The following is a 14,545-nucleotide window of genomic DNA, read 5'->3' on the forward strand; positions in this document are numbered from 1 at the left end:
TAAAAAATGGAGGATTAGGATTTGGATTTTAAGTTGAATTTTTCCTCAAGAAATACTGCTATGCCATCTTCTTCATTCGTCAAAGTCATCGTATTTGCGACCGTTTTTACAGGGGAAATAGCATTTCCCATTGCGACACCAGTTCCAGCGTAATCAAGCATTTCCAAGTCATTATCTTCATCACCGAAAGCGATAATTCTATCTTTTGGGATGTCTAGATAGTTGGAAACACGTTGCAGACCAACCGCTTTACTTAATCCGCTCTTAATAATTTCGATGATATGAAATGGTTCTGCCCAGCGGCGATGATCAACTAATTCGGCATGAACATCAGATAAATGCTGGCGGATCTGGCCGACATGCTGACTATCTGTATGAATGAGCATCGATGTGGGTGAATCCTCAAGGAAATTACGTAAGTCACCCGTCTTCATTATCGGATTTCCTACATTGAACATGTCCATCAACTTTTCATCATGATAATGGACATATACATCATCACGAACTTCAGCAATTATGTTGTGATATTTAAATTGATCACAAGCTTCTACAATATCTTTCGCAACACTTATATCCAGTGGTGAATGGTATACCCCCCAGCTTGTCTGTAATGGGTGATGCACGAAAGCACCATTGAAATTAACGATTGGTGTAGTCAATCCCAATTCCCGGTAATAAAGTTCACTTGAGCGAAAAGGACGCCCGGTAGCGATCATAACCTCGTGCCCATTTTCTTTTAGTTTTAGTAGTGTTTGTTTAGTCCTAGGAGAAATTGTTTTATTATCAGTAAGTAAAGTACCATCAAGATCCAATACGATTAAATGTTTCTCATTCATGTACACACCTTCTGTTCTTTTTGATTTCATTATATGCAAATATTGTTAAGACTATTTTAAAGTAATTGTAAATCTTTTTCATTCTTTATGCATTCCTGTATGATATTACTATATGAAGGATTATAATATTTAAAGCATAGTACATGACTAGGAATCAGCAAAGGGACATCGAAAGATTTGTTGAGAAAGCTTCTGAAGCTTCTTTAATGAAAAAACCGACAGTATATAAATATTCGGAGGGATTATCTTGATAATAATTGAAAAAGAAAAGATTAGACATATTCCTGTTTTACACTTAAGTGAGCAGTCGGCCTTCAATCAAGAATTGCCGCTTATTATTTTTATACATGGTTTTCAAAGTGCAAAAGAACACAATCTTCATTATGCTTATTTAATGGCTGAAAAGGGTTTTCGTGTGCTTCTTCCTGATGTAATTTATCATGGGGAGAGGGAAGTTGGATATAGTGATTCGCAATTGATGCCCCGTTTTTGGGAAATGGTATTACAGACCATCAAGGATTTAGCTTTGATTAAGGATGATTTATTAGCCAGAAAATTAATTGACTCTAAAAGAATTGGTGTAGCGGGCACCTCAATGGGAGGTATTGTGACCAACGGAGCTCTGGCGGCCTATGATTGGATTACAGTTGGAGTTAGCTTAATGGGGAATCCATCCTATGTAGCGTATGCGGAGCTTCAAATAGAGGAGATTAAGAAAAGGAAAGTGAATTTCCCAATCACGGATGAGGAAGTAAATAAAGTGATTGAACAGCTCAAACCATTTGACTTAAGCCTCAATCAAGACAAGCTTTCAAACAGACCGCTTCTGTTTTGGCATGGTGCTAAAGATCCTGTTGTACCATATCAACATGCATATCGCTTTTATGAAGGAGTAAAAGCGGGTTATAATGAAGCACATGAAAAAATTGATTTTATCCTCGATCAGAAGGCTGGGCATAAGGTAAGTAGAGAAGGTGTGCTTCGGACTGCGGAATGGTTCGAGAAACATTTACGACCAGCTGTGCAAAAAGCTTAAGCACACATGCTAAATCTGGTATGATTCTATTAAGGACATTGTGTAAAGTCTGAATCGGACATTTATTGCCGCAACCGACTATAAACCGATTATTACAAATCGGGGAGTATTATTCATAAAAGGAGTGATTGAAGTGGATCAAGATACAAAAGACATAATTTTTGGAGCTTTAGAGCAGGTCATTGACCCGGAGCTTGGAATAGATATCGTGAATTTAGGCTTGGTGTATGATGTGGATATGGATGATGCAGGACTAACGACAGTAACGATGACATTGACTGCCATGGGTTGTCCGCTAGCTGGAACGATTGTCGATCAAGTGAAACTAGTGCTGGAAGATATTCCAGAAGTTAAAGAAACAGACGTGAAGATTGTGTGGAGTCCGCCATGGTCTAGGGATCGCATGTCCAGATATGCCAAAATCGCGTTAGGAATTAAATAATTAACAGGTAATAGAATATAAAGCCAGTCAAAAAACAGTGAACCATTGTTATGGAGATACTTTTTATTGGTCTGGCTTTTTCTAATACGTCCGGTTAGGGGTGGAAAATTGAACCGTCATATAAAGGATTCATTAGACAGGCCATTAAGGGATTTAAGAATTTCTGTCATTGATCGTTGCAACTTCCGCTGTCAGTATTGTATGCCGGCTGAAATTTTCCATGAAGATTTTCAGTTCCTTCCTAAAAGTGAGCTTTTATCTTATGAAGAAATCGTAAGGATTTCTAAAATATTTGCAAGCCTAGGGGTTAAAAAACTAAGATTGACAGGCGGGGAACCATTGCTGCGAAAAAATCTTTCTACGCTCATTTCCGAACTTGTTTCAATTGAAGGAATAGAAGATATTGGATTGACTACGAATGGTGTGTTTTTGAAAAAACACGCGACAGATTTAAAGGCAGCTGGATTACAGCGGGTAAATATCAGCTTAGACAGCCTCGATGATGAGCTTTTTAAGCAGATGAACGGAAGAAATATCGGGACAAAGGCGGTTATGGAGGGAATAGCTGCTGCAAAAGAAGCAGGGCTTGGTGTTAAGGTAAATATGGTTGTTAAAAAAGAAACCAATGAATCTCAAATCCTGCCGATGGCCCGTTTTTGCAAAGAAGAGGGTATTCAATTACGTTATATAGAATTCATGGATGTTGGGCATACAAATGGCTGGCAGTTGAAAAACGTCATAACGAAAAAAGAATTGCTGGAGATGCTGCAGGCTGAATTCGAGCTGGAACCGGTGGAAGAAGATTATTTTGGAGAAGTCGCGAAGCGCTTCCGCTATAAGGGGACGACTACCGAAGTAGGTTTCATAACATCCGTCTCTGAGTCTTTTTGTTCAAGCTGCACCCGTGCTCGTCTTTCTGCTAATGGCAGTTTATATACATGCCTATTTAATGGAAAAGGACATGACGTGAAGTCATTGCTTCGTTCAGAGATGTCAGATGAAGAATTGACTGACTTTATCATTTCACTTTGGAACCATAGAGACGACCGCTATTCAGATGAGCGGGCTGCCGGAACGAGAAAGAAACAGGAAAAAATAGAAATGTCATTTATTGGCGGCTAACTTTCAATGAGCTCAGAAGAACAATGATTTATTTAACTATGTGAAATTATTGTGATTGAAGAGTTCTAGATAAGAAAATACGGGATGGCAACTATGCCATCCCGTATTTTCTTATGTATAGTTGGAAAGGCCATGAATGTCTGTCCTGATTTGGAGTAATTTAGCTTAAATGTATTTTTATACTAAATTTATACATTTTCATAATGCTATATCATAATAACTATCCATTTTTATTAAAGTAAAAATAAATCAAATGACCCAGTAAAGAAAGAGATGAGCAAGGACTTTAAAATGAATCTAATCCTTTACATATATATTTAAGGTACTGGTCAGTACATGAAGTATTCTCTGCTAATTATGGAGGGCGGGGGGGGTTATTCGATAGTACAGATTTCTATTGGGCAATTTTCACAGTCAATTTCCTGCTTTAAATACTCAAGGTTAAGTATCTTAATGCGTCCTTTTTTAATAGAAACTACATTGTTTTTTCTTAATTGAGAGAGCATTCGATTGACTACTTCACGGGATGTGCCGCAAAAATTAGCAAGCTCTTGGTTTGTAAAGGGAAGAGTGATGACTATACCGTCTTCAACTTCAGTACCATAGCTATTTGATAAGCGAATGAGAGTGGAGTAAAATGCGCCTTTCTTACCGTGCAGGAGCATATCGCGGAATTTAGCCTGATTTTTACGATTTTGAGCAGATAACCATGTCATCATTTCAACTGCAAGATGACTATCCGAAGCGATTTTCTCTTCTAATAATTCTTTAGAAATAACCGCTACAACACCATCTTCTAACATTTTTGCATTCATCATATATTTAGGGTTCTGAGAAAAAAGGACAGTTTCTCCAACTAGGTCATTCTCTGAACAAATACGCATTGTCAATTCTCGACCGTCTGGAACAACCTTACTCACTTCAACTTTGCCTTTTAAAATGTAATACAAATCACTAGCAAGGGTGTTCTCCTGAAAAAGGAAGCACCCTTTTTCTATACGTTTAACATGATGTCTATTATCAAAAAATGCATGCATTGGATTAGATAACGTAAATTCGTTCATTTATTACAACCGCCTTTCAGATACCGTTATAACTCAGTTACTACCTTATTTGATTTAAACGGAAAAAGCACTAGTAGTCAACAACTTTGGATAAAACTAGAAGTTTTTGCAGTGGAACTTGTTTTTAAAATTTAAGTTTAGAATTTTATAAAAATACATTTGATTTTATTTTTATTCAGTCTTATAATAATAGAATCAAAGAATTGCAGGGACTTAAAATCTAGGAGATGGTTTTTGTGAACGTATCAATAGTAGGCGCAACAGGGTATGGAGGAGTGGAATTGATAAGATTCCTGAATAATCATCCTCATTTGAAAATAAAATCACTGCATACGTCATCCCAATTTGGTCGAAGTTTATATGAAGAAAATGCACATTTAATGCATATGAAAGATAAATTAGAAGAAATTGACCCGGAAGCAATTGCAAAAAAATCTGATATTGTTTTTCTTGCTACTCCTTCGGGTGTTTCCTCACAATTAATTTCGGAATTTTCCGACCTTGATATTAAAGTAATCGATTTGTCAGGGGATCTTAGGCTTCAAACTCCAGGTGATTATGAACACTGGTATAAAAAAACAGCCGCGCCTCAGCATATTATTGAAAAAGCTGTATACGGATTGGCTGAATGGAATGCTGAAGAAATTAGACAATCAACTATTATTGCGAATCCAGGATGTTACCCAACTGCTTCATTACTTGGTCTTGCTCCTTTATTCACTGAAGGATGGGCTACAGCCACAGATATCATTATTGATGCTAAATCCGGAGTGTCCGGGGCAGGGAAATCACTTTCATCCGTTACACATTACAGTGAAATGAATGAAAACTTTAAAATATATAAAGTGAATCAGCATCAACACATACCGGAAATCGAACAACAGCTTGGAAGGTGGTCATCAGATTTACAACCTATAACATTTAATACCCATCTTGTTCCTATGACTAGGGGTATCATGGCTACGATGTATATTAAGGTAAACCGGCAGACTTCAACAGCTGAACTAAGAGATTTGTATGAAACTGTCTATGAGGATCATCCATTTGTCCGGGTACAGCCGCTTGATCGCTTCCCGTCTACGAAACAAGTGTATGGTTCCAACTTTTGTGATATAGGCGTCGGATATGATGAAAGAACAGGTAAGGTAACGATTGTTTCAGTTATTGATAATTTAGTAAAGGGTGCTGCAGGGCAGGCCATTCAAAATGCAAATATATTAATGGGGCTAGAGGAAACAGCAGGACTATGGAGTAGCCCACTATATCCGTAAAATTATTGGAGGTAAATAATGAATACACTACAGCCAGTTGAAGAAATCAAACAAATTAAAGAAGGAAACATCTTAATGCCTAAAGGGTTCAAAGCCTCAGGCGCTCATGCAGGGCTGCGCTACTCAAAAAAAGACATTGGAATTATTTATACAGAAACTGCAGCATCATCCGCTGCGGTTTATACACAAAATGTAGTTCAAGCGGCTCCAATCAATGTAACGAAGGATAGCATAGCAGTTACTGGAAAGCTTCATGGCATAGTAGTTAATAGTGCATGTGCGAATGCTTGTACTGGAGAGCAAGGGTTAAAGGATGCTATTGAAATGAGAAAGCTTGCTGCCCAAAAGTTCGGCTTGGAAGATCATTCATTTGCAGTTGCTTCAACTGGAGTTATTGGCGAATTTATGGAAATGGATAAAATTAAAAACGGCATAGATTTATTGGAGCCAACAGATACAGCTGAAGCTGCTGAAGACTTTGGTACTGCTATTTTAACAACGGATATAGTAACTAAAAGTTGCGGTTATGAAACAGTCATTGATGGTAAACGCGTGAAAATGGGCGGAGCGGCGAAAGGGTCAGGGATGATTCATCCGAACATGGCTACAATGCTCGGTTTCATTACAACGGATGCTGTCATTGAACCGAATGATTTACAGGAAGCATTATCTTCTATAACGAATGATACATTTAATCAAATAACTGTTGACGGTGATTGTTCGACGAATGACATGGTGCTGGTCCTAGCAAATGGAGCAGCAAGAAATGAACCTTTGACAAACACACACCCAGAATGGTCTGTATTTTTGGAATTATTAAAACAGACTTCTGAAAATTTAGCTAAACAAATTGCGAAAGACGGAGAAGGCGCGACAAAATTAATTGAAGTGAATGTCCATGGCATGAATTCCAAACAAGATTCACAAATGATGGCGAAAACGATTGTTGGTTCAAATTTAGTGAAAACGGCAGCTTTTGGAGCGGATGCAAACTGGGGACGTATTATTGCTGCAATGGGTCGAAGCGGAGTAGGGTTCCAACCGGAACAAACAACGATTTCATTTGGTGAAATCATTGTACTGAAAGATGGCGAGCCTATAAAGTTTTCTGAGGAAGATGCAAAGGCATATTTGGAAAATGAAAGTATTATCATTAATGTTTACTTGAAAGATGGTAATGAATCAGGAACGGCATGGGGCTGTGATTTAACCTATGATTATGTAAAAATAAACGGAAGTTATCGATCATAAGGGGTGTTGAAAAGAGTGAACATTTTAGTCATAAAGTGCGGCGGTAGTATTATTAACGAGTTATCAGAGTCGTTTTTTACAAGTGTTAAAGAGTTACAAAGCCGCGGTTACCAGATTGTCTTTGTTCATGGAGGCGGCCCTGATATCAATTCGATGCTTGAAAAATATGAAATTGAACCGGTCTTTGAAAATGGTTTAAGAAAAACGACCACTGAAGTATTGGAAGTTGTAGAACTGATGTTGGCAGGCAAATCTAATCGATGTCTCGTCCATAAATTGGAGGCACATGGTATTAAGGCAGTCGGTCTAAATGGTTCGGACGGCGGAATCCTGACTGGTGAGTATATTGATGAAAAGAAGCTAGGGGCTGTTGGTGAGATTCATCAAGTCGATACGGAATTACTTGGACTTCTATTTGAAAAAGGCTATTGCCCGGTATTGACACCGATTTCGACTACAGAAGATGGAAATAAGTTAAATGTGAATGCGGATATGGCTGCAGGTTCTGTAGCGAAGGCACTCTCGGCTGAAATGTGCTTATTTGTCACAGACGTTAAAGGGGTCTTAAAGAATCAGCAGATTATCGAAAAACTGACTGAAACGGAGACACAGGCTTTAATTACAGATGGCAGTATCTATGGCGGTATGATTCCGAAAGTTAACACAGCATTGTCGGTGTTGAATAAAGGAGTTGAGAAAGTGATGATTGTAAGCGGCAAGGATCACTTCTATGAAAACGGGCAATTTATCGGAACGAAATTTCTACAGGAAGAAGGGGTATTTTAATGAGTTCTTTATTTCCTACATATGCAAGGTGGAACATTGAACCGGAAACAGCGAATGGAATGAAACTTATCAGTACAACAGGTAAGGAGTATCTTGATTTTACATCGGGAATCGGAGTTTTAAACCTTGGCCATAGTCATGAAAAGGTGAAAAAGGCTGTTACGGAGCAACTTAATAAATACTGGCATGTATCGAATATGTTTCAAAGTTCTTTACAGGAACGGACAGCAAAAATGCTAGCAGATGCCTCAGGATTAGGTCAAGTTTTCTTTGCCAACAGCGGCGCTGAAGCAAATGAGGCAGCTATCAAACTTGCTCGTAAAGCTACAGGGAAAAGTAAAATTGTCACATGTCTGCAGTCATTCCACGGCCGTACATTTGCAACGATGGCAGCAACGGGGCAGGAAAAAATCAAGATTGGTTTCGGGCCGATGCTAGCTTCGTTTGAATATGTGCCATTCAATGACAACGATGCTTTAGAAACTGCAGTAGATGAGGATACGGCAGCGGTAATGATCGAAGTAGTTCAAGGAGAGGGCGGCATTCATGTTGTTCAGCAATCGTATTTGGACGCAATTCAAGCTCAATGTAAAAAATACGGATCACTTCTTATTATCGATGAAATACAAACGGGAATTGGCCGTACAGGCAAACCATTTGCATTTCAGCATTTTAATATCCAACCAGATATCATTACTTCGGCCAAGGGGTTAGGAAATGGTCTACCTATCGGGGCGATGATTGGCAAAGAAACGTTGTCAGAATTCTTTAGTGCTGGAAGCCATGGATCCACTTTTGGCGGTAATCCGGTAAGTGTTGCAGCAGCAGAAGCTGTTTTAAAAGAAATTTTCCAATTGGGATTCTTAAAAGAAGTCGTGGAAAAAGCTGAATACCTTGAATGTGAATTGTCAAAGGCATTAAAGGATTCAGAAGAAGTCAAAGAAATTCGTGGACTTGGGATGATGGTCGGGATCGAATGCAAACAAGATGTTCAGTCGTTTTTAATGGAGCTTCAAGAAGATGGCCTACTCGTATTAAGTGCAGGACCTAATGTTCTTCGTTTACTTCCACCTCTGACAGCGACTAAATCAGAGATTGATACTGCAATTAAGAAAATAAAAAAAGTATTAGCAATAAAACAAACAATCTAAATTTAATGAATTTTTATAGAATAAAATGAATAATTATGCTATTCTATATATAAATATACGTCATCTACAGAGGTGAAGAACATGAAAAACTATCTACATTTAGAGAATGGTTCCGTCTTTGAAGGGGAACTGTTGACTAAATCAATTAAAAAAGCAATCACTGGAGAGATTGTCTTTTTTACAGGAATGACCGGATATCAAGAAGTATTGACAGATCCTTCATATAAGGACCAAATTGTCATTTTCACATATCCTTTAATCGGAAATTATGGAATTAATGAATATGATTTCGAAAGTAAGAAGCCGCATGTTGCCGGTGTTATTGTATATGAAGGAAATATGAGCCATTCTCATTATCAAGCTAAATATTCCATTGGTGAATATTTAGACAAATGGAACATCCCTCTTTTGAGTCATGTGGATACGCGAGCAGTAGTTAAAAATATACGACAAGAAGGCTCCATGCAGGCTGCCATCACAGCAGAAACTGCATTCACATTCGAATCCAGTTTGAATGATCTAGAAGCGCACGTAGCCGCAGTTTCTACTAAAGAGATTGAAAGCTTCGGGAAAGGTTCTAAACACGTTGTAATGATGGATTTTGGTTATAAAAAATCCATATTAAATTCATTGCTTGAACAGGGGTGCCGAGTTTCAGTCGTTCCCTTTGATACTAAATTCGAACATATCAAGGACTTGAATCCGGATGGTATTTTGCTTTCAAATGGGCCTGGGGATCCAAAACAGCTTGAATATCTATTGGAAAATATTAAGAAAATCATTACGAATTTTCCTACAATGGGCATCTGCCTAGGTCATCAATTAACGGCCCTTGCTTTTGGGGGAAATACAAAAAAAATGCTGTTTGGACATCGCGGTGCGAATCAGCCCGTGGTCGATTTGAAAACGAAAAAGGTGTATATGAGTTCTCAAAATCATAGCTATGAAGTGGATGAGCCAAGCTTACAAGGAACATCACTTCAAGTTCGCTTCCGGAATGTGAATGATAGTACCGTTGAGGGACTTATGCATAAAGATTTGCCGATATTTACGACTCAATACCACCCTGAAGCGAATCCAGGACCGATAGAAAGCTCACTATTGTTTAATGACTTTTTACAAATGATAAATGAATATAGCGGGAGAGAAAAAGCATATGCCTAAGGACAACACGATACAGACTATTTTAGTAATTGGTTCAGGGCCGATTGTAATAGGGCAGGCTGCTGAATTCGATTATGCAGGTACACAGGCCTGCCTCGCTTTAAAAGAGGAAGGATATAAAGTCATCCTAGTTAATAACAATCCGGCAACAATTATGACGGATGATATGAACGCGGATGCTGTCTATTTCGAACCTTTAACAGTAGATGTACTGGAAAAAATCATTGCTAAAGAAAAGCCGGATGGCCTGCTTGCTACATTAGGGGGGCAAACAGGATTGAATCTTGCTTATCAATTGGATGATGCAGGAGTGCTTGAAAAATATAATGTCAAACTATTAGGAACACCAATAGACTCCATCAAAAAAGGAGAAGATCGTGAACTGTTTCGTGAACTAATGTTTGAAATTGATGAACCTGTTCCTGACAGTACAATTGTCCATACTTTAGAAGAGGCACAAGCTTTCGCCGACAAAATTGGTTTCCCCATAATCGTTCGTCCTGCCTATACACTTGGAGGTACTGGCGGAGGGATTGCTGAGACCATGGAGGCATTCAAGGAACTTGTACGTGGCGGACTTCAAGAAAGCCCGATTACACAGTGCTTGATTGAAAGAAGCATAGCAGGATATAAAGAAGTCGAATATGAGGTTATGCGCGATGGAAACAATACATGCATTACCATCTGTAATATGGAAAATATCGATCCTGTCGGTATTCATACAGGTGATTCCATTGTAGTAGCTCCATCTCAGACCTTATCTGATGATGAGTTTCAAATGTTACGTGCGGCCTCTATAAAAATTATCTCTGCTTTAGGTATCATTGGCGGCTGTAACATACAATTTGCACTTGATCCGAATAGCAAACAGTACTATTTAATAGAAGTAAATCCACGTGTTAGTCGTTCATCGGCACTAGCATCCAAAGCAACCGGTTATCCGATTGCACGAATCGCTGCAAAACTTGCTATCGGCTATCATTTATCTGAACTTATCAATCCTGTAACGAAGAGTACTTATTCAAGCTTCGAACCTGCTCTTGATTATGTAGCAGTAAAATTCCCACGGTGGCCATTCGATAAATTCACGACTGCCCACCGCAAATTAGGAACTCAGATGAAGGCGACAGGCGAAGTTATGGCATTACACCGTAGCTTTGAAGGTGGAGTCCAAAAAGCTATCGATTCATTAGAATTAAAAACGAATGGACTGCAACTTTTATCATTAAAAGATAAAACTGTTCCAGAACTTTGGGAAAAGCTCGCTGAAAAATCTGACGAACGCATTTTTGTCATTTTTGAAATGCTTCGTAAAGGTGTGACGGTTGAAGAAATCCATAAAGCAACCATCATTGATTATTTCTTCCTTCAATCTTTTGCTTCGCTGATCGAGAAAGAAAATGAAATCACTGCTAAGACACTCGATTTGGTCACCAAAGAAGAACTGCAGCTGTACAAGGAAAAGGGCTTCTCTGACCGTTATCTTGCCTCCGTATGGAAAGTAAGTGAAATCGAAGTGAGAGCACACCGTAAATCACTAGGCATTACCGCCGTTTACAAAACGGTTGATACATGTGCAGCTGAATTTGAATCACATACGAATTATCATTATTCAACATATTTTGGAGAGAACGAACAGAAAAAAACAGATAAAAAGAAAGTATTGATGATTGGCAGTGGCCCAATCCGAATCGGACAGGGAATTGAATTCGATTACTGTTCCGTTCATGGTGTTTATGCACTTCAGGATGAAAATGTTGAAACGATCATGATTAATAATAACCCAGAAACGGTAAGTACGGATTTCGCAACAGCAGATCGTCTTTATTTCGAGCCATTAACCTTGGAATATGTACTGAATGTTATAGAAGCGGAAGATATTGAGGATGTAATTGTCCAATTTGGCGGTCAGACAGCCATAAATCTGGCAAAAGGACTGGAAGATTATGGAATTAATTTGCTGGGTACCTCATTTGATACGCTTGACCAACTAGAAGATCGCGATCGCTTTTATCAGCTTCTGCAAAAACTGGAGATTCCACATGTGCCGGGTTCGATGGCTAATAGTGCAGAGCAATTAATTGAGTGTGCTGAGGCGATTGGCTTCCCAGTTCTATTACGCCCATCCTATGTAATTGGTGGTCAGGGGATGGAAATTATCCGGTCGAAGAAAAGCTTACTGAATAGAATTGAAAATGGAACGGCACTTGTATTCCCTGTGTTAATCGATTCTTATATTCCAGGTAAAGAAGCGGAAATCGATTTGATTGCGGATGGCAAAGAGATTTATATTCCAATTATTGCTGAACATGTAGAAAAAGCAGGCGTCCATTCGGGAGATAGCATGGCATTACTACCAGCTCAATCCTTATCAGAGGATATCAAAAATAAAATGACTATTTTTGCACAAAAGTTAGTAGTAGAGCTTGGTTATAAAGGTCTTATGAACATCCAATTTGTGATTGAAGGCAATGACGTATATGTTTTGGAAGTAAACCCGCGTGCTAGCCGGACGATTCCAATCATCAGTAAAATCACTAATGTTTCTTTAGTACAGATTGCGACAAAAATATTGCTTGGGAAATACTCGTTGTCGAATGTGTTCGAAAAAACAGGGTTAATGGAAGAAATTCCGTATTCAGTCGTCAAATATCCAGTATTCTCAACGTTTGCACTAAGCGGACTTGATTCAAAAGTAGGGCCGGAAATGAAATCAACTGGTGAAGGCATCGCTATCGGAAAAACGATGACAGAAGCATTAACAAAAGTATTTCATGCTCAAAAGGCTAAACATACTTCAGGTGTGTATCAATCCGAATCAGTCCAATTAAGTGAAGAATTGCTTGTACTAATCAATGAAGCTGGGTTGACATTGATGGATTCCGATTTTGACAAATGGCTTAATGAAGGAAATGCAGCTGTTGTTTTAGCTTATGGAACTACAGAAGAAGATAAGCAGCTAAGATTATTGGCTGCAAAATATCGACTTCTAGCATTTACAGAAGAAGAGACTTTTAAAGCCTATCTTCAATCGTTAGAAAATGCTGATCCAGGCGTTACCGCGCTGCAGGAATGGCTTGTAACATATTCGAAAGGAGTGTCACACGTATGAGTTCACTAACGGCACCGACACAAGCGAAGATTTTAAACGGGAAAGATTTTTTGACCATGAAGGAGTCTACACCCACGGCCATTGCAGATCTGTTAAAGCTAGCGCAGACCATTAAAGCCAAATTACAAGCGGGCGAGGAATATACGCCTTTAAAAGGGAAAACGCTGGGGATGATTTTTGAAAAATCCTCCACCCGTACCCGCGTGTCTTTTGAAGTGGGCATGATGCAGCTTGGCGGACACGCTTTGTTCTTAAGCGGTAATGATTTGCAAATCGGACGTGGAGAATCTATTTCCGATACGGCCAAAGTCCTTTCCGAATATATTGATGGCATCATGATTCGTACCTTCGAGCATGAAAAAATTATGGAATTGTCTGAAAATGCTTCTATTCCAGTCATCAATGGGCTAACAGATCTTGCCCATCCTTGCCAGGTGATGGCGGATTTCTTGACAATTATAGAGTTAAAAGGACAATTAAAAGGCTTGAAAATGAGCTACATCGGTGATGGTAACAATGTGGCACAATCATTGATGGTTGGCTGCGCAAAAATGGGTATGGATTTTTCTATTGGATGCCCAGATAACTATAAACCTGATGAAAATGTTGTCGCCTATGCTCAAAAAGTGGCAAAGGAAAATGGATGTGAAATTGTTGTGACGAATTCAGCAGTTGAAGCTATTAAGGATGCAGATATCGTCTATTCTGATGTATGGACCTCTATGGGGCAGGAAATCGAAAATAGTATCCGTTTAGAGGCGTTTAAGGATTATCAAATCAATAGTGAACTTGTAAAGCATGCAAAGGATAATTATATATTTATGCATTGCTTGCCTGCACACAGAGAAGAAGAGGTAACCGCTGAAGTCATCGATGGACCGAATTCCGTCGTTTTCCACCAAGCTGGAAATCGTCTTCATGCTCAAAAGGCGGTTCTTGTGGATTTAATGTCTTAAAAAAAAGCGTCTACTCTATGAGCAGACGCTATTTTTTTACCAATACGATTTATTTCCCATGGACTAATTTCCTTTTTGCCCTGAATTTTTCAGACATGAAAGAAGTGAACCCGGTAATAATAAAATGGAAAGCATGTAAAGGGGTGAAATCTATGGGGCAAAATCGTCAATTTAAACCAGGTCAGAAGGCACCTAATAATGGGGCTTACGTAGAAATCGGTGAAACGGGTAGCACGGTATTAAATCCGAAAAAGGTAAAGCTAGAAGCAGGAGATACTTTTCCTGAAACTTCAAATCATAACAGGATATGGACCTATCAGCGAAAGCCATAATAAAATAAAAAGCAGGAAAAGG

Annotated in this window: 13 protein-coding genes; 11 read left to right on the forward strand and 2 right to left on the reverse strand. The window is 38.8% G+C overall.

Annotated features, from left to right (window positions below; genetic code table 11):
• Positions 1-14 precede the first annotated feature (14 nt).
• Positions 15-866, reverse strand: coding sequence for a Cof-type HAD-IIB family hydrolase (locus NST21_RS06630; RefSeq protein WP_340888392.1), 852 nt, complete (start codon positions 864-866; stop codon positions 15-17).
• Positions 867-1,083: 217 nt separating this feature from the next.
• Between NST21_RS06630 and NST21_RS06635 the strand changes: the two genes are divergently transcribed.
• From NST21_RS06635 to moaA, 3 genes are all read left to right on the forward strand, one after another.
• Positions 1,084-1,872 (forward strand): prolyl oligopeptidase family serine peptidase, encoded by a 789-nt coding sequence (locus NST21_RS06635; RefSeq protein ID WP_340888393.1) that lies wholly within the window; start codon positions 1,084-1,086, stop codon positions 1,870-1,872.
• 133 nt (positions 1,873-2,005) lie between these two features.
• Positions 2,006-2,314, forward strand: coding sequence for a metal-sulfur cluster assembly factor (locus tag NST21_RS06640; protein ID WP_053344973.1), 309 nt, complete (start codon positions 2,006-2,008; stop codon positions 2,312-2,314).
• Positions 2,315-2,422: 108 nt separating this feature from the next.
• Positions 2,423-3,436 (forward strand): GTP 3',8-cyclase MoaA, encoded by a 1,014-nt coding sequence (gene moaA / locus NST21_RS06645; RefSeq protein ID WP_340888394.1) that lies wholly within the window; start codon positions 2,423-2,425, stop codon positions 3,434-3,436.
• 374 nt (positions 3,437-3,810) lie between these two features.
• Here moaA and NST21_RS06650 read toward each other — a convergent pair whose 3' ends face one another.
• Positions 3,811-4,500, reverse strand: coding sequence for a Crp/Fnr family transcriptional regulator (locus NST21_RS06650; protein ID WP_377372185.1), 690 nt, complete (start codon positions 4,498-4,500; stop codon positions 3,811-3,813).
• Positions 4,501-4,736: 236 nt separating this feature from the next.
• On the opposite strand from NST21_RS06650, the gene argC reads away from it, so the two are divergent.
• From argC to NST21_RS06690, 8 genes are all read left to right on the forward strand, one after another.
• Entirely contained in the window at positions 4,737-5,771 is a 1,035-nt protein-coding gene (argC, locus tag NST21_RS06655) for an N-acetyl-gamma-glutamyl-phosphate reductase (protein ID WP_340888395.1), read from the forward strand.
• Between the two features lie 18 nt (positions 5,772-5,789).
• Positions 5,790-7,022 (forward strand): bifunctional ornithine acetyltransferase/N-acetylglutamate synthase, encoded by a 1,233-nt coding sequence (argJ, locus tag NST21_RS06660; RefSeq protein ID WP_340888397.1) that lies wholly within the window; start codon positions 5,790-5,792, stop codon positions 7,020-7,022.
• Between the two features lie 15 nt (positions 7,023-7,037).
• Entirely contained in the window at positions 7,038-7,808 is a 771-nt protein-coding gene (gene argB / locus NST21_RS06665; RefSeq protein ID WP_201221671.1) for an acetylglutamate kinase, read from the forward strand.
• On the forward strand, positions 7,808-8,959 hold the full coding sequence (locus NST21_RS06670; protein WP_340888398.1) for an acetylornithine transaminase: 1,152 nt from the start codon (positions 7,808-7,810) through the stop codon (positions 8,957-8,959). The genes argB and NST21_RS06670 overlap by 1 nt, the downstream gene beginning before the upstream one ends.
• Positions 8,960-9,040: 81 nt before the next feature.
• Positions 9,041-10,123: a carbamoyl phosphate synthase small subunit gene (locus tag NST21_RS06675; protein WP_056528161.1), complete on the forward strand. Its 1,083-nt coding sequence runs from the start codon at positions 9,041-9,043 to the stop codon at positions 10,121-10,123.
• Complete coding sequence (locus NST21_RS06680; RefSeq protein WP_340888399.1) at positions 10,116-13,235, forward strand: carbamoyl phosphate synthase large subunit; 3,120 nt, start codon at positions 10,116-10,118, stop codon at positions 13,233-13,235. The genes NST21_RS06675 and NST21_RS06680 overlap by 8 nt, the downstream gene beginning before the upstream one ends.
• Positions 13,232-14,191 (forward strand): ornithine carbamoyltransferase, encoded by a 960-nt coding sequence (gene argF / locus NST21_RS06685; protein WP_056528167.1) that lies wholly within the window; start codon positions 13,232-13,234, stop codon positions 14,189-14,191. The genes NST21_RS06680 and argF overlap by 4 nt, the downstream gene beginning before the upstream one ends.
• Positions 14,192-14,343: 152 nt before the next feature.
• Positions 14,344-14,523 (forward strand): YjzC family protein, encoded by a 180-nt coding sequence (locus NST21_RS06690; RefSeq protein ID WP_053344981.1) that lies wholly within the window; start codon positions 14,344-14,346, stop codon positions 14,521-14,523.
• The last annotated feature ends 22 nt before the right edge of the window (positions 14,524-14,545 follow it).

Source organism: Peribacillus sp. FSL K6-1552, assembly GCF_038005205.1.
GTDB classification, from domain to species: domain Bacteria; phylum Bacillota; class Bacilli; order Bacillales; family DSM-1321; genus Peribacillus; species Peribacillus butanolivorans.

Bases quoted from the DNA above. Each gene is read 5' to 3' on its own strand.
- argJ (WP_340888397.1), top strand. From the start codon at position 5,790: ATGAATACACTACAGCCAGTTGAAGAAATCAAACAAATTAAAGAAGGA.
- NST21_RS06630 (WP_340888392.1), bottom strand. From the start codon at position 866: ATGAAATCAAAAAGAACAGAAGGTGTGTACATGAATGAGAAACATTTA.
- argF (WP_056528167.1), top strand. From the start codon at position 13,232: ATGAGTTCACTAACGGCACCGACACAAGCGAAGATTTTAAACGGGAAA.
- NST21_RS06675 (WP_056528161.1), top strand. From the start codon at position 9,041: ATGAAAAACTATCTACATTTAGAGAATGGTTCCGTCTTTGAAGGGGAA.
- NST21_RS06690 (WP_053344981.1), top strand. From the start codon at position 14,344: ATGGGGCAAAATCGTCAATTTAAACCAGGTCAGAAGGCACCTAATAAT.
- NST21_RS06680 (WP_340888399.1), top strand. From the start codon at position 10,116: ATGCCTAAGGACAACACGATACAGACTATTTTAGTAATTGGTTCAGGG.
- NST21_RS06650 (WP_377372185.1), bottom strand. From the start codon at position 4,500: ATGAACGAATTTACGTTATCTAATCCAATGCATGCATTTTTTGATAAT.
- NST21_RS06670 (WP_340888398.1), top strand. From the start codon at position 7,808: ATGAGTTCTTTATTTCCTACATATGCAAGGTGGAACATTGAACCGGAA.